The following is a 16,056-nucleotide window of genomic DNA, read 5'->3' as shown; positions in this document are numbered from 1 at the left end:
CCCGGAACCTCCGGCGAGGGGAGGAGGCGGGCGCACGCCGGCTGATCGGAAGGCGTGAGGCCCCCGTGCCGAGGTGGTTCGAACGCTCAGAAGGTCAGTCGGAGAGGCCAATCAGGCCCCTTTGCGCGGCTCGATCCGGCCCGAAGGAGCCCCCGTTGAGGGAGCCGGAGGGCAGTTCGGTGCGCCCGGGTGCGCCTCGAATTGCGGTTCGGTGCGCGGGAGATCGTGCGAGGGGCCGGCGGGAGGCTCGGGACGCTCGGCGTTGTCGCGGTTGGGGTTATGGCGATCGGCCGGGGCCGATTCGGGGGGCGTTGGGGGTTCGTTTCGTGACATGGGGGGGGAGTCGGGCAGATCGACAGAGCGTCGGCGGTCGATCGCGGGGGGCTCGTCGGCCGTCGGGCCCCGGAACCAACCGGACGAGGGGCGGGACGAGGCGGCGAGGCGGTCTTGCTGGAGAATGCGGGTGTCCATCTTCGAGCGTTCGACCTTGAGATTCACGACCATCGAAAGGCTGCGCTGCATGTCTCGAAGGGCGTCGCGGCGGTAGCGGTGGCGCTGTTGTCCCTCCTTGCTCGTGTCGACCATGGCGGCGGTTTCGGCGGCGAGACGCTGGGGGCCTTCCTCCTCGTCCCAGACGATCGGGCGGAGGCTCTGAAGGCGATCGATCTGATCGACGAGCAGCGCGCGGAGCCGGGCGAAGGCGTCGCGGTCGTCGGAGAGTCCCGGCGCGGTGTCGGGCTGGAGCGCGGCGGGGGAGACTCGGGCGACAAGGTCCCAGAGGCGTCGGGCATCGACATCGAGCGCGGCGGGGGGCTCGGAAGGTCGGCCCAGAAGGTGAAGCGCCATGGTCAGGTCGGCGGCGATCCAGCCCCGGCCGGCGTCGAGGTGGCCGAGCAAGGTTTGCCAGTGCCGGACGAGCCAGTCGATGCCGAAGGCGCTCGCTTGCAACTGGGTAACGACGGTTTCGGGATTGTCGCGCAAGCCCTGGGCCTTGCGACGGATGGCGTGGCGTCGGGATTCTTCCCACTGGCGGATCGCCTCGCGGGCAGCGGGCTGGAGGCGGGCCTCCTCGACCTCGACGCAGCGCAAATAGCGGACATATTCCATGGCGGCCGATCGGATGAGGGCTTCCTCGGAATCGGTCTGCGGCAGGTGCTTGGCCACCCAGCGATCGGCGATGACGATGAGGCGCTCGGCCTCCTCCTGACAGAGCGGACGCCGAGCGGTCAGGCCGTGCGTGACCGCGTTGCGCGAGCTGGTCGCCTTGCCGGATTCGGTGCGGGGGCCGGTGGATCGAGGGTCGAAGGTGTCAGTCATGGGATGTTTCCTGACATGCAGCGTGTTCAAAAGACGTCCATCGCGTGGGAGGGGCTGTCTCAAAGAGCTGCGCTGATCTGGAGCGCGTGAGATCGGGCCCACACTTGATATCATCGGGAAATTGACGAGGCTTAGTCACAAAAGGGAGGATCAACGCGATGAGCATGGCGAGCGGGAACAGGCGGTGGTTTATCGGATCGGCGGCGGGGATGGTGCTGGCGGCGTCGGGATTGAGCCGTGCGAAGGCCGAGGCGCCGGGGGATGGCGTGATCCGGTTCGGGCTGATCGCCGACGTGCATCAGGACATCATGCACGACGCCGAGGAGCGGCTCGGGGCGTTCGTTCAGGACATGAAGGCCCGCAAGGCGCAGGTGATCGTTAACCTGGGAGACTTCTGCGTGCCCGATCCGAAGAATGATCGGTTCCTGAGCATCTGGAAGAGCTTTGGGGGATCGAATTACCACGTGATCGGCAACCATGACACCGATGGCGGCTACCGGCGCGAGGAAACGGTGGAGTATTACGGCAGCCCGGGGCGGTACTTCAGCAAGGATGAACATGGGGTGCATTGGGTGGTGCTCGACGGGAATGACCCGGATGGCAAGCCGGGCTATCCGTGCAACGTGAACGACGAGCAGTTGAAATGGCTCGCGTCGGATCTGAGCCGAACGGGATTGCCGACGTTGGTGTTCATTCACCAGCCGATTGATGCGTACGACCAGCACGTTCGGAGCGCCCGGAAGGTGCGCGCGGTGTTGGCGGAGGCGAACCGAGAGGCGGGGTTCCGCAAGGTGATGGCGGTGTTCTCGGGGCATGCGCATCTGGATTACGTGAAGGAATCGGACGGCATTCCGCATGTGCAGATCAACAGCGCTTCGTATCAGTGGGTGGGGATGAAGCACGCGAATTATTCGGCGGAGATTTTGGAGAAGCACCCGTGGATCGCCTCGACCTGTCCGTACGATGCGCCGCTCTGGGCCAGCGTGGAACTCGATTGCGAGGCGGGGGAAATCCGGATCGAGGGGCGAGAGGCGGGCTGGGTGGGGCCGGACCCGTGGGAGCTGGGAATTCCCGAAGATGCGTATCAGCGCAGCCGGGATCTGTGCCGACCGGCGATCCGCAATCGCGTGATTCCGGGCTGATGGGGGTGGAACCGAGGGAGCAGACGGTGGCGATTGGAGATGCGTGAGGTAGGATGAAGCAGACTTGGTGACGACGGCAAACGAAGGGAGCGCGAGTCCTCGGAGGCTCGCCACGTCGCGCAGCAGGAAAACGAAACGATCGGTGAGGGCCCTTGTCATGTTCTGGCTCTGGATGTTCTTGATTTACTGGCTCTTGCTGTTCGTGGCCTCGTACATTGTGACGGAGTACGGTCAGAAGTACTTTTATGATGAAGTGACGCCGTTCGCGGGGTTGAAGGTGGGCGGGGTGTCGCTGGCGCTGGCGGGCTTTCTGACGTGGTGGGACCCGTCGAGCGTGAACATGGTGACGACCGACATTGCGTACACGGCGATGCTGGCGATTGCCGGGTTCGTGCTGTTTTGTCTGGTGATCCAGTTTCATGCGTCGCATGCGCTGCTGCTCGGCCCGGTGACGGTGGTGCTGGTGGCGTTTACCGCGGCCATGGCGATGGACAGCCTGAAGGCCGGGCCGCGGGCGAACCTGCGCGATCGGCCGATTCCGCCGCAGGAACGAACGATCCGCAAGTCGGCCTCGTCGACGGTGGGCATTCCCGTACCGAAGGAGGGGGACGAGGACGCCGCGACGGAGAAGGCAGGCTCACCAGAGGGGCGCTGAGTCCTGGTGTTTGACCCTGGAGATTCGGATGAGTTGGGGTGGCCGGGGTCGTGTCGGCCCCAGCGGATCGGCAGGAGGCCGTTGCTTCACCCGGCTGGGGTCACGATGGCTCCAGCCACCCCGCGGAAATCCGAGACGCCTGCTTCCACCCTCAACTGATGCGTTGTGACTGGCCCCGATGGCTCGCCAACCGGGGTCGCGGAGCGACGAGAGAACTCGGGGCAACCTCCCGCAGCCTCTTGCGGCTGCGCCGCCCCGGTTGGCGAGCAACCGGGGCCACCCGGCGAAGGGAGCGACGCATCTTTTGAGGATGGATGGCGTACTCCGGTCGCCTGACTTACAAGGTGGTTGCGAGGGCTTGATCGCGGTCAGGAAAGCTGGGCGATGATGCCGGGGAGGACCTCGGCGAGGCGGTCGGAGGCCTCGACGGCGTGTTCGCGGAGGGCCCAGAGGTCCTTGACGCTGCTCGGGCGTTTCATCAAGGCGCCCAGGGTCGCGCCGAGGCGGAAGCCACCGGTGGGGCCCATGACGGTGAGGACCTCGGGGGGGAGGTCGGTGTTGGCCTCGTCGCTGACGGCGCGGACGGCGAGGAAACGCTGGCCACGATCGGCACAAAGGGAGGCGACGGCGGCGGTTTCCATGTCGACGATGTCGGCGGCAAAGCGCTCGCGGAGCGAGGCTTTCTCGGCGGCGGTGCGGACGATCTTCGAGGCGGTGAGGAGGCGTCCGGATCGGAAGCGGATCCTGGAAGACGGAGAAGATTCGGGAGGGGTGAAGGGGATGGTCAGCGGGGGATCGTCGGGGCGGTTGGCGTCGAGGATTTCGGTGGGGAAGATGATGTCGTTGCGTTTGAGGCTCGGATCGAGGGCGCCGCAGAATCCGACCGAGAGGAGCCACCTCGGCCGATGACCGCTGATGAGGCGTTTGGCCCCCTTGGTGGCGAGCGCTCGGCCGACCCCGGAAACGATGAGGGTGACGACGGTGTGCTCGCCGAGGACCCCTTCGGTGACGGCGCGGCCCGAGCCTTCGGGATCGGAGTAGGTGCGGACGTCGTGCAAGAGTTCGACGATCGGGTCGGCCTCGATGGGCAGGGCGATCACGATTCCGACGTCGGCGGGTCCGGGGGCGGGGAGAACCTGATTCATGCGTCTCGATCGCGGAAAGCGAGGCGGAAGGGGAGCGTCGAGCTTGAAGGATGGCCGAGGGAGGCGTTGGAAATCAAGAGGCGGGGTGCGGAATCTCTTGTCTGGAGGCGGTAGGCAGTAGGCAGTAGGCAGTAGGCAGTAGGCAGTAGGCAGTAGGCAGGAAGCAAGACGTAGGAGGTATCTCGCTCGCGCGAGCGGGGGTTGAGTGACGGTTGCTCTTGCTCCGAGGGTGGGGAGAGGGGGCTGGGGTCGAATTGCAAGCCGTTGAGTTCGAGTCCGAGCCCCCCTCACCCGGCCTGCGGCCACCCTCTCCCCCGAGGGCGGGGGAGAGGGTTGAATTGCTGTCGATTTCGCCCCGCGAGCGGGGGAGAAGTCGCACTCGCCCCGAGGGCGGGGAGAGGAGGCTGGGGAGCCGATCGCGTCACATGTCGAGCGGGCGGGGATCGGCGGGGATGCCGCAGGCGAGGGCGCCGGCATGGAGGCGGGAGGGGGCGGGGACGGCGAGGGCCGAGCGGTAGCGGGCCAGGGCCATCAGGGGGAAATAGATGCGGTAAAGGTGGTAGCGAAGGTAGAAGACCTTCGGGAAGCCGGTGCCGGTGAATTGCGGCTCGTCCCAGGTGCCGTCGGGGTTCTGGGTTCGGAGCAGGAAGGAGACGCCGCGGCGGACGCTGGCGCTGTGGGCGCGACCGGCGGCGATCAGGCCGTTGACGGCCCAGGCGGTTTGAGAGGCGGTGGTGACCCCCTTGCCCATCCAGGCGGGGTCGTCGTAGCTCTGGCACGACTCGCCCCAGCCGCCGTCGTCTTGCTGGACCGATTCGAGCCAGTCGGCCGCGCGCTGGACGCTTGGGTGATCCATCGGGAAGTCGATCGCCTGAAGGCCGAGCAAGACCTGCCAGGTGCCGTAGATGTAATTCACCCCCCAGCGGCCGTACCAGCAGCCTTCGGGCTCCTGGGTGGACCAGAGGTACTCAAGCCCCCGGGCGACGGCCGGGTGATCGGCACGGTAGCCGAGGGTGCCGAGGATCTCAAGAATCCGGGCGGTGATGTCGGCGCAGCTCGGGTCGAGAATGGCGTTGTGGTCGGCGAAGGGGACCTTGGTGAGTAATTGATTGTCGATATCGACATCGAAGGCCGCCCATCCGCCGTCTCGGTTCTGCATGGCCAGCAGCCAGGCGACGGCGCGATCGGTGACGGCCTGGCCTTCGGGGAACCGGGTGAGGGAGGTCCGGCCGAGGGCGAGCAGGACCATGGCGGTGTCGTCGATGTCGGGGTAGAAGTCGTTGCGGTACTCGAAGGCCCAGCCGGTCGGTTCGAGACCGGGGCGGCGGCGCTGCCAGTCGCCGGGGGTCCGAATTTCACGGTCGAGCAGCCAGCGAGCGGCCTGGACCATGCGGGGATCGTCGGCCGGCAGGCCGGAATCGGCCAGGGCGATCATGGCGATGGCCGAGTCCCATGTGGGAGAAACGCAGGGCTGGACCCGAACCGAATCATGCTCCTCGATCATCAGGTCTTCGAGCTGCTGCAAGGCCTGGCGGACGAGCGGGTGGTCGTCGGCGTAGCCGAGGGCTCGGAGGGCGAAGACGGAGTAGACCATCGCCGGGAAGATGGCGCCGAGCCCCTCGGAGCGGTCGAAATGCTCGACCATCCAGCGGTGGGCGGCGGCGAGGCCGGGGCGCCGAACGACCTTCGGCACGATGCGGTGGGCCCACTTCATCAGGCGGTCGCAGGCGACGAAGACGTTGGCCCAGCTCCAGGTTTCCTCGGTGCGACGCGAGGGGGGAGGCAGGTCGGGCCGGAACAGCTCGGCGATCCCCTTCTCGGCGGGGAGGTGGCGAACGGGGCGGAGGACGGAGAGGATCGCCAGGGGAACGACCATCGTCCGGGTCCAGGACGACATGTCGTAGATGCTGAGTCCGAGGTGGGTGGGCAGGAAGATGAGCTCGGGGGGGACGTACGGGCAGTCGTCGTACGACATCTGGCCGAGCAGGGCGAGATAGAAGCGGGTGTAGCTGTTGCTGGACTGGGCCCCGCCGGCGTCGAGAATGCGCTGGCGGACGCGAACCATCTCGGGATGATCGGGGTCAACCCCGACGAGCTTCAGGGCGAAGTAGGCTTTGACCGACGCGCTGAGGTCGAACGGGCCGCCGGGGTAGATGGCCCAGCCGCCGTCGGGCAGGCGCTGCTCAAGCAGGTAATTGCAAAGCTTGGCGACGACCGGATCGTCTTCGCGGCCAAGGGAGGTCAGGAGGAGGACGAACTCGGATTCGAGGATGGTGTCCCCTTCGAGTTCGCCGACCCAGTGGCCGTCGTCGCGTTGCTGGTCGAGCAGCCACTGGCGGGTGGCGGCCAGTCCGTGATCGAGGTCTTCGGCATCGAAGGCCGGAGTCGTGAACCCTCGCGAGGAGGTTTTGGAGGTTGGACCTCGTCCTCGCTTGCTACCGTCGAGCTTGACGATCATTGCAGTCTCGGTCCCCCCTCCTTGAGGTGGTTCGTCCCGATGTCCCATCCGTGCTGCCGCATCGAACCTCGGGCGCGGTCGGCTCATCCGTGATCCGATGGATCGCGCGGGGCACATCCTACGCCTCGATTTGTGTGACAATCAAGGCCAATCCGACCTGGGATGCCTCTTCTACGGTTGTTTTTTCGCTCGCCCCGATGACGGGGGGCAGTAAAGTTTCCGCATCTTTCCAGAATTCACAATCGTGGGGGTTTCGATCGGGAGCAAAGCGGGACCAGGTCGCAGCGTGCGGGACGGGGGTTCTGCTGGGGACGGTCCCGAATCGCCTGGCAATGAGGGGAATGTGGGGAGAGGCGGTCGTGTGTGAAGGTGTGGTGCGAGTGGCAAGGAGGGGACGCTGGGTTGACATGCCAGCGGAGGAGGATGAGGGGGTGGTGGGATCGATCGGAACGGGGGGACGGCCGGAGGAATCGCCGGAGCCCGACGTCTTGTGCGAGGCCACCTCACCTGGCCTTGCGGCCACCCTCTCCCCCCCCCGAACGACGGGGGAGAGGGTCGGAGCAGAACCGGACTCGTGGGAGGTATCTGGATGGGATGGGCCAATTACTGGACCTGGATCGGGTCGAGCGTCAGTTTGTCGAAGACGCGGACGACGTCGAGGAACTGGGCGTAGGGAGAGACGCCGTCGAGGCTGGTGGCGTTGAGCTTCAGGTGGGTGGCGTCGACCTCGGTCTGGCGCAGGGCGGCATCGACGGCGACCCAGCGACCATTGATATGAACTTCATTCCACATGTGGAAGCCAAAGCCGCCTAGCTCATCGACATAAAGCAGGCCGACGGCGATTCGGGCGGGGATGCCCGAGGCGCGGCACATAGCGGCGGTCAGGACGCTGTGTTCGCTGCAATCGCCGCTGAGGTCGCGGGCGACGTCGCGAGCGGTGGCGAAGGCGGTTTCGAAATTTTTCTCGCGGACGTTGTCGGCGACCCATCGGGTGATGGCCTGGGCGCGTTCCCAGGGGTCGGGGCCGACGTTGGCGAGGGCGCGCTGAGCGAGGGCGACGACCTGGGAATCCTCGCTGTTGATCATGGGGTTGGCGGCGAGGTCTTCCGGGGCGGCCGAGGTGGCATTGGCCGAAGCGGCCTGAGGCCCCACGGTGCGTACGTCGAGCAAGACCGAGCCGTCGCCGGCGCGGCGGATCGCCTGGCGATCGTCGGTGGGGAAGACCTCCTCGGGTGGGGTGTCGCCAGTCAAGTCGACGCGGTAGGTGGCGGCGCGGACGTTGCCGGGATTGGTGATGCGACGGCCGACCTTGACGATGGTGGCCTTGACGATGTCGAAGCCTCCGCTGCCGGGAGCCAGGGCCCCTTCCCGGGTCGTCCGGTAGGTGACGATGCCGCCGAAGGCGTCGGTTCGGCTGGTGAGGATCTGGCCGCCGGAATCGACCCAGTAGCTGGAATCCATGCCGGGCAAGACCTTGCCGTCCGGCCCCTTGACCTGGGCATCGACGCGGAGCAACTCGACGGTGGTGCCCCCGCCCAGCTCGACCGGCTCGACCTGCCGGGCGTTGAGGGTGGTCAGGCCGATCTGGTTGAGGTCGGGGATGAAGGTCTTGATCTCTCGGCGATCGCCGGGCTTCATGGGGGAGCGGGCGAGGCTCAGCTCGGGACCGTAGGGGCCGCGCACGTCGTCGGGCCAGGGCAGCTCGACCCGGGTTTGCCGGCCGCCGGCGGTGAGGGTCAGGGGCATGATGCCGTTCTGAACGTCACCGGAGACTCGGGTTTCGTTCGGCCCGGCGAGGCTACGGGCGTCGAGCCGGAGGACCTGGCCCTCGTAGGTTTCGATCGTGCCGTAGCGGGTAGCGATGACCACCTGATTGTCAAGCCGCTTGAGCGTGAGCTTGGAATCGACCTGGATGCGCAGCAGCTCGCGACCATCTCCGGCCGTGACGGGCTCGACCTGAAGGTGGATGTGACCGACCTTGCGCCCGGCGATAAAGACGGCGTCCCAGGCTTCTCGGGTCGCGCGAGGCTGGGGAGGCTCTTGCGGAGGCTCGGCGGCGCCGGGGCTTCCGGAGAGGATCAGCACGAGTCCGAGCACACACGAGACGCCGAAGGTGAGTCGGCGAGTCGGATCGATCCCACTGCGAATCATCGGGCCAAGTCCTCCCGGTCCGGTCGAGGGGCCGGGCAGAAGGCCCACGAGGCGAGGATCGGCCGCCACCCTCGGGACTCGCGGTAAGCGAGCCGAGCGAGGGACAGACCGACCGGCCAAGGCCCGGGAGACCGCCCATGCCCCGATCGCTCATGTCAGAACAAGTCTGGGGAGCTGCACGGAGGCTGCCCCCGTCTCACTATGGCCGGAAGCGGCGTGAGCGACAACCCGAGCCGCGTTGCGATCGCGCGCCAGGAGAGCGAAGCCCCATCGAGGGACGTTGTGGATGAAAGTCCGGAATGGTGTTCGACAGCCGGGAAGAACTCGCCGGACTGTCGAAGAATCAAATGAGCGAACATGAACGAGCGAACGTCCCTGACGTTACGAAACGAGGATGTTCATATCGAACCGATCGCTCGGCAGCAATTCCAGCGCGGCGTACAGCGCCAGTTGCTTGGTGTGATACGAGGGAACCCGCCCTCGGACGACATAACGGCCCTGCACCTCTTCGACGGCCAGGTCACGAATCCGTCCATGCGTCGTTTGTCGAATAGAATGCTCGACCTGCTGTAGAAATGAGGTCGAACCATTCCCAAGGTTGCTCCTCATCGTCCATCACTCCTGAGATCTGATGCGGAGAGTCGAGATCGCGATGGGTCAGCGATCCAGGAGGGAGTCACGTTTGCCCTTGGGTCTGAGCGGCTCCATTGTGGAGTGGTCAGCGGGCAGATTGCAAGAAAAATCGCGAATTCTTCCATGGGTCGCTTTGCCGTGCCGGGGTCAACGGTCGGCTTGCATGAGCGGGGTCCCGCACCATTGCAGGTGGCTCATGCATGGAAGGTTGCACAACCACAGGCAGTCCAACGAGCTTGTTATAGTAAACAGGATGGTTGCCGGATTCTCAAGGGTCCAGGCAGGAATCTTGGAAGGGATGTCGGGATTCTTCTGATGGGGAGGGGATGTCTGGATGGCCCGATGACAGGGGACCTGGGTTGATTTGTAACTGGTGAGCGAGTGTTTGAAGCATGGCCTGGTCCCAGACGGAGACAGGGGTTTTCCAGGCGTCCCAGAAGGGGCCTCGGCCGGCGCCGGTCAGCTCGCTGAGGCGGCCGAGATTGTAGCCGAGTTGCAGCAAATCCCGGCGGTCGGGAGTCTCTCGCGAGACAAGCTCGACGATCTTGGCGATGCAGTGGGAAATTGAGTCCTCATGTGACGGCGCATTCATTTCAGGAAGTTCCGGATCGGAGCGGATCGATCGGGGGATCGAACCGGATGGGGTGGGGCGGATCAATCGCGTCGAGGGCGGGCCAGGCCGAGGAGGAGCCGTTCGAGCACGGCACGCTCGTTGAGCGTGGACGATCCTTTCAAGGCCAGATCGGTTTCGAGGAGCAGGACCGGCAGGCGATCGACGCGGGAGGGGCCGAGGTGAGCGTGCTGTCGGCCGGTCTTCTCGATCGCCATGGGGGGGATGCCGGCGGTTCGGCAGGCGTCGCCCAGCTCTCGACGGGCCTGGCGGAGCTTGCCGGCGTGGTGGACCTTGCGGAGCGAGGTGGCCAGGGCGGCCAGCAGGCGCTGCGGGGCCTCGCCGGCGGTCAGCAGGCGATCGAGGACCGAGAGGGCACCGGCGGCATCGCCGAGGGTGGCCCGATCGATCATGTCCCAAACTTCGAGGGTCCGGCCGGCGCCGACCATTCGGCCGACGTCGTCCCTGGTAATGGATCGGCGATCGCCGACGTACGCGACCAGTTTATCCACCTCGACGGCGAGTAATCCCGGTTCGGGGCCGACGAGTTCGATCATCAACCGCGCGGCGTCGTCGGGCAGGGAAACGCCCCAGCGGTCGGAGGCGAGGCGGCCGAGCCAGCCGAGGAGCTCGCGTTCGCGGGGGGCCTTGCAATCGACCGAGGTGCCGTGTTGCTCGACGAGCTTGGCGAGCTTGGTGTTCGACGGCCATGATTTGACCGAGAGGACAAGCACGCCGGTCGAGCTGGGCTGGGCGGCGAAGGCTTCCAGCTCCTTGCGGTTGGCGGAGACGAAGGTGTCGGCATCCTCGACGATCACGACCCGCCGGGGGGCCAGAAACGGCAGGGTGCGGACCTCGTCGAGCACCCGAGCCAGTTCGGCCTGGGGGCCGGCGACGCGGGAGACGCCGAGTTCGTCCTCGTCGGCCTGGTCGGCGTTGTCGTTCGCCTCGCCGGTGTCCATCGCAGCGCGAACAATGGCGTGCGTGGCCTCGCGGCGCAGAAACGGATCGTCGCCAAAAAGGGCATAAATGGGCTTGAGGGCTCCCGGTCCTCGGGAGCCGATCATCTCGAAGGCATGCATCGGGAGAGACCAGGGGACTTGATTGATCGACGACACCGGCTCGAACGTCATCCGAGCATTTCAGAATAGCGGGCCCCCACCCGAGCCGCCACAGCAACGAACGTGATGAGCGAGGCGAGCCGAGGCAGGATGATTGCGAAGTCGCTTGCGGAGTATCGCTTCCACTTCAAAAGAGTGGGTTTTCTCCGGGTGGCCCCGGTTGCTTGTCAACCGGGGTCGCGGAGCGACGAGCGGTCTCAGTGAGGCCTCCCGGAGCCTCTTGCGGCTGTGCCGCCCCGGTTGGCGAGCAACCGGGGCCACCCAGGGCAATGGGGGAACGCATCCTTTGAGGGTGGAAGCGATCCTGGCAAAAACGGCCACCAACACGGCGTTGCAATCGTCCTGCGAGCGGAGGGTTCAGGCGGCTCGGGGAGCGAGGGCGTTGGGATCGAGCGCGGGGGCGTGGGGGTCGAGGTCGAGGACGTGAAAGCGTTCGGCGAGGGTGCGGACGATGCGATCGGCGGCGAAGCCGTCGCCATAGGGGGAGCGGGCGGGCAACGGAGACGCGGTCGGCGCGAGTAAGGCGAGGGCCTCGGAAAGAATGCGGTCGGGGTCGGTGCCGACAAGCCGGCAGAAGCCTTGCTCGACGGCCTCGGGGCGCTCGGTGCGGTCGCGGAGGACGAGGACGGGGCGACCGAGCGCGGGGGCTTCCTCCTGCACGCCTCCGGAATCGCTGAGGATCAGCCGGGCAGCTTTCATCAGAGCGACGAACTGCGGAGAGCCGACCGGCTCGATCAGGTGGACGCGATCAAGGCCGCCGAGTTCTCGGGAGACGACGGAGCGGACCTCGGGGTTGGGGTGGACGGGGAAGACGAGGCAAAGCGTGGGGTCGATGCGCAGCAGCTCGGCGACGGCCCGGCAGGCTCGGACGAGGGGCAGGCCGAGGTTCTCGCGGCGGTGGGCGGTCATGAGGATCAGGCGATCGGTACTCGGCACCACGGGTAAGGGGACGGGGCGAGCCTCGATCCATCGAAGGGCGTCGATGACCGTATTGCCGACGACCCGGATGCGGTCGGCCGGAATTCCTTCGCGGAGCAGGTTGGCGCAGGCGGCGGCGGTGGGGGCGAAGTGCAGGTCGGCCAGGCGGGCGGTGAGGACGCGGTTGCTTTCCTCGGGGAACGGCTCGGCGAGGGAGCCGGAGCGGAGCCCGGCCTCGACGTGGACGAAGGGGACGTGGCGGTAGTGGCAGGCCAGGGCCGAGGCGAAGACGGTGGTGGTGTCTCCCTGGGCGATCAGGAGGTCGGGGCGGTGCTCGTCGAGCCACTGGCCGAGGGCCAGCAGGCATCGGCTGGTTAGTTCGACGAGATCCTGACCGGGGCGCATGAGGGCGAGGTCGTCGTCGGTGTGCAGGGCAAAGTCGGCCAGGGCGCGGTCGAGCAGGTCGCGGTGCTGGCCGGTCGAGACGACCCGAACCCGGAGGCCGGTTTCGGCCCCGGCCTGACGAAGCTTCAGGATGATGGGGGCCATCTTGACGGCTTCGGGACGGGTTCCCACCACACAGGCAACGGTTCGAGACATCAAGGGCGGCCCTCGTCGTTGGCCGGAATCCGGCCGAGCGACGGCCGGGGGTCAGTCGATCGATGATTGGCGGTGAGTCGAGCGGGTCGGCCTTCCTCACCCGGCCTGCGGCCACCCGCTCCCCCGAGGGCGGGGGAGAGGGTTGAATCTGCTTGCCTCGCCCGGCCTTGGGAGACGCTCGTTTCCCGAGAGCGGAGGAGGGGGTGCGGAGAAGGTCGGAGTTCATCGCCCGGCTTGCGGCCTCGGGCTCCTCTCCAGGCGGAGGAGAGGGAGCAGACGGCGCGGGGACCGGGTTTGAGGGGCGCTCGACGAAGGTGGACGCCGATCGAGGCCGGATCATAGGCAATTGCCGAGAATCGGGACAGAGGAACTGACCAAGGAGGGGAGGAGCGGGGCGTCAGCGATCGACGGGCAGAGACGAGACGACCTGGAAGGAGAGGGTGTGGGTGGTTTCGGAGGGGCCGTCGCCGAGGCGATCGCGGAGCACCAGATCAAGCTCGTAGGAGCCCGGGGGCAAGTCCTTGAGCGAGATGGTGGTGTGGAGATAGAGCGCGGTGGGAGGCTCCTCGGATCGGGGGGAGTAGTCGATGGCGGCGGGGAGGGATTGGATGCGTCGAGGGCTTCCTGCGCGGCGGATGTGAACATCCTCGACGAGATGGGCCCGATAGCGGCCGCGGTCGGCATCGCGAAGGATCAGAAAGTTGAAGGGCTCGTAGTAGACTTCGAGCTTCTGATCGGGGGTGAGGATCGGTTCGTCGCGGGGGATGAAGTCGCGGAAGCCTCGGACGTTGAGACAGATGACCGGGTCGGTCAGGTCGGGGCGTCGGGGTTTGGTGGGGGCCTCCTCCTCGTCGGGGGTCGAACCGAAGCTCAGGGGGCTCGGGCCGAGCAGCATCAGCGAAAGCACGAGGGCGAGGGGAGCGAACCGGGGTCGGAGCGTCGAGCAAGCCATGAGTCCGTTTCCCTTTCCAGGCGAAGGGGCCGCGGTGGCCGTTGGGGAGAGTCTCGGGGATGCGGCGCGGTTGCCTCCTGAGGGAAGCGTAGCGATCAGGTCGAGCCCATGCAACGCAAGGGATCGGGGGTGGGCTGCGGACTGGGAAGCTTTGGCGGGCAGCGTAAAGTTCGACGGTGCTGACGGAGGGCGCAGACGGGGGTGTCTCGGATCGGGTTGAGCGCGGGAGTTTCGGGTGCGGAAGCGCCGAAAGAAAAAGGCGGAACCTCACGGATGAGGTCCCGCCTGCTTTGGGGAACGGAGTTCGAGCGATGGTTGCCCGTGTCGAGATGAACGGATTAGCGAGTTTGCCGCGATCGGGTGCGAACCCGGTAGGCGATCGCTCCTCCGGCCATCAAGGCCCAGGCGAGCACGGTCGAAGGTTCGGGAACGACAGGATCCCCGGAACCGCCCTGTTCGCTGCCAGGGAAGGCGATGCGGGTGCTGGAGATGTAATCCTCTCCGGCGATGACATCGTCGGGAGCGCCTGCGAAGGCGCTGACGATGAAGCCGTCTTCCGGCACCAGGCCCTCGAACTGCATGAAGTTGTCGATGGTGAACTGAAAGTCGGGGTTTTCGGCCGAAGGGTCGAAGGCGAGCTGGCCGAGGTGCTCGGTGAGGGTATCACCGAAGCTGAAGGCCATCCCGGCAGGGGACTGCTTGTACTGGGCGACGGTGAAATGGTCGGAGCCCTTGCCGACGTCGGACTTGTTGGCCGGCACGCCGGCAATGACGTCGGGGGTGCCGTCCAGGTTCAGGTCGAGGGCCACAACGATCGACTCCAGGCCGCCGAGGCTGGGGCGATCGTGGCCAAGCGGAGCGGAAAGCTGGCCGGGCCTGCCGTCGCCATCGGCATCGCCGGCGATGCCCCAGAAATTCAGACCGAAATACATCCGATCGGAGGAATCATCGTAGGCCAGTCGAAGGTCTTTGATGTTCCAACCGGTGGTCCCAAGCAACGACTCGTGCTGTGCCACGTCGCCGGGGCTGGGGTTCCCGAACGAATCGGGGTTATCAACGATGACCACGATGCCATTGCCGGGCTCGATCGGGAAGTCGTTTTCGACATTCCCGGTCAGCTGAATGGCACCGGCCGAGGCCGTCCTGGCGACCAGGATCAGGCCGAAACCGACCGCAATCAAGATGGGGCAGTTGTGCTGCCGCATGCCGTGTCTCCTTCCACGTCTCGGCGGCTGATCGGGACCGGGCATTCTGCTCGGAGCGAACACCCCGGGGCACCGAACGATCGATCGAGGAGTGGTCTTGGCTCGGGTCGTGCCGCGGGCCGACCAGCTTGTGCTCCACTCCCCGGCGGCGTTGGCCATCGATTCCCCCTCCTGGGGTTATCGTCGGACTGCGTCGCGCGCCGGCCCGGCCGCCACGTCGGCGGCCCGATACGCGTCATGCCCGGGGCCGCCTCCGGCGCGGGCCTCCCGTGAGAAAGGACGAGGACGCCATGACCGCGATCAGGAAGATCCTCCAGGCCATGCTTTCCTGGCGACCCCGCCGGGAGCCGACCGCGCGGAAGTCGCGGAGGCACTCAGGGGCCGCAGTCGAGCATCTGGATCATCGACAACTCATGAGCGTCGACTTCACGGGAAACGTTTTAATCGATTTCCCAGAAACAACAAGTCCAGGTGTTGTGGTCCTTACACCCGATCCAGGCGACCCAGATTACCTGGTCCCCATCATTCCGGCCGAACCGCCCGAGCTGGGAGACTTTATCCGAGTCTCCGGATTCCAGCTCGACGCGATTCGCGTGTCGTATGATCCGGACCGAGACGCCCTGGCCTTCGGGATGCAGCAGCCGGTCAATCAGAAGACCGGCCAGCCGGTGATTGCCGGTGACGCCGACAACAATCTGAACGGTGGAACGGTTGCTCCGGAAATCGAGGCGCTGCCCCTGTTCTTCGAAGACCCGATGTTGCTCGGGGGTTCGGAGTACATGTATGTCAGCATTGACTTTCTGAACAACGACGACCTGAACGACCCGACCACCCTGACCGACAACGTGGTGGCAGGGATGAACGGCGGGATCGACCCCGACACGCTCCAGCCGCTTCGGCAAACCTACATGGTGGCCGAGTACTCCTCGAACCCGCTGCGAGGCGGTTTCGGCGAGATGCTGCCGGAGTTCATTGGGACCTCGTTCCTGACGAACACGCCCGAGTCGCCGAACTTCGAGTTCGAGATTCGCAACTTCTCGCAGCTCTACACGCAGCAGACCGGCGAAACGCTGACCCCCGAGACCGACCTGCAAGTTTCGGCCTTTGCCGGATCGGCGCAGGATGACGGGATCAGCGAGGCCCAGATTC

At 66.2% G+C, this 16,056-nt stretch carries 12 protein-coding genes and 1 pseudogene; 3 read left to right on the top strand and 10 right to left on the bottom strand.

Annotated features, from left to right (window positions below):
- Positions 1–111 precede the first annotated feature (111 nt).
- On the bottom strand, positions 112–1,317 hold the full coding sequence (locus GA615_RS11240; RefSeq protein ID WP_152051394.1) for a hypothetical protein: 1,206 nt from the start codon (positions 1,315–1,317) through the stop codon (positions 112–114).
- 158 nt (positions 1,318–1,475) lie between these two features.
- Here GA615_RS11240 and GA615_RS11235 point away from each other — a divergent pair, with 158 nt between their 5' ends.
- Both GA615_RS11235 and GA615_RS11230 read left to right on the top strand, forming a co-directional pair.
- Entirely contained in the window at positions 1,476–2,459 is a 984-nt protein-coding gene (locus tag GA615_RS11235; protein WP_152051393.1) for a metallophosphoesterase family protein, read from the top strand.
- 157 nt (positions 2,460–2,616) lie between these two features.
- The gene (locus tag GA615_RS11230; protein ID WP_161602285.1) at positions 2,617–3,114 is read left to right on the top strand and encodes a hypothetical protein; all 498 of its coding nucleotides are present in this window, start codon (positions 2,617–2,619) and stop codon (positions 3,112–3,114) included.
- Positions 3,115–3,482: 368 nt separating this feature from the next.
- On the opposite strand, the gene GA615_RS11225 is transcribed toward GA615_RS11230, so the two are convergent.
- The 9 genes from GA615_RS11225 to GA615_RS11185 all read right to left on the bottom strand — a co-directional run bounded on the left by GA615_RS11225 (position 3,483) and on the right by GA615_RS11185 (position 14,907).
- Positions 3,483–4,259, bottom strand: coding sequence for a phosphorylase family protein (locus GA615_RS11225; RefSeq protein WP_161602284.1), 777 nt, complete (start codon positions 4,257–4,259; stop codon positions 3,483–3,485).
- A gap of 421 nt (positions 4,260–4,680) precedes the next feature.
- Positions 4,681–6,717, bottom strand: coding sequence for a squalene--hopene cyclase (shc, locus tag GA615_RS11220; RefSeq protein ID WP_152051390.1), 2,037 nt, complete (start codon positions 6,715–6,717; stop codon positions 4,681–4,683).
- A gap of 603 nt (positions 6,718–7,320) precedes the next feature.
- The gene (locus tag GA615_RS11215) at positions 7,321–8,868 is read right to left on the bottom strand and encodes a transglutaminase-like domain-containing protein (RefSeq protein ID WP_235905350.1); all 1,548 of its coding nucleotides are present in this window, start codon (positions 8,866–8,868) and stop codon (positions 7,321–7,323) included.
- A gap of 381 nt (positions 8,869–9,249) precedes the next feature.
- Positions 9,250–9,477: a phospholipid-binding protein gene (locus tag GA615_RS11210; protein ID WP_206352206.1), complete on the bottom strand. Its 228-nt coding sequence runs from the start codon at positions 9,475–9,477 to the stop codon at positions 9,250–9,252.
- A 292-nt stretch (positions 9,478–9,769) separates the two neighbouring features.
- Positions 9,770–10,093: a hypothetical protein gene (locus tag GA615_RS27810; protein WP_201750163.1), complete on the bottom strand. Its 324-nt coding sequence runs from the start codon at positions 10,091–10,093 to the stop codon at positions 9,770–9,772.
- A 62-nt stretch (positions 10,094–10,155) separates the two neighbouring features.
- On the bottom strand, positions 10,156–11,244 hold the full coding sequence (gene holA / locus GA615_RS11200; RefSeq protein ID WP_235905348.1) for a DNA polymerase III subunit delta: 1,089 nt from the start codon (positions 11,242–11,244) through the stop codon (positions 10,156–10,158).
- A gap of 345 nt (positions 11,245–11,589) precedes the next feature.
- Positions 11,590–12,750, bottom strand: a complete 1,161-nt coding sequence (gene wecB, locus GA615_RS11195; protein WP_152051388.1) for a non-hydrolyzing UDP-N-acetylglucosamine 2-epimerase — start codon at positions 12,748–12,750, stop codon at positions 11,590–11,592.
- A 397-nt stretch (positions 12,751–13,147) separates the two neighbouring features.
- Positions 13,148–13,702: a hypothetical protein gene (locus GA615_RS11190; protein WP_152051387.1), complete on the bottom strand. Its 555-nt coding sequence runs from the start codon at positions 13,700–13,702 to the stop codon at positions 13,148–13,150.
- Positions 13,703–14,040: 338 nt separating this feature from the next.
- Complete coding sequence (locus tag GA615_RS11185; protein ID WP_152051386.1) at positions 14,041–14,907, bottom strand: hypothetical protein; 867 nt, start codon at positions 14,905–14,907, stop codon at positions 14,041–14,043.
- A 290-nt stretch (positions 14,908–15,197) separates the two neighbouring features.
- On the opposite strand from GA615_RS11185, the pseudogene GA615_RS11180 reads away from it, so the two are divergent.
- A pseudogene (locus GA615_RS11180) lies at positions 15,198–16,056 on the top strand (hypothetical protein); the annotation flags it as partial.

Source organism: Tautonia marina, assembly GCF_009177065.1.
GTDB lineage: Bacteria > Planctomycetota > Planctomycetia > Isosphaerales > Isosphaeraceae > Tautonia > Tautonia marina.
This window is presented reverse-complemented; position numbering and strand designations above follow the sequence as displayed.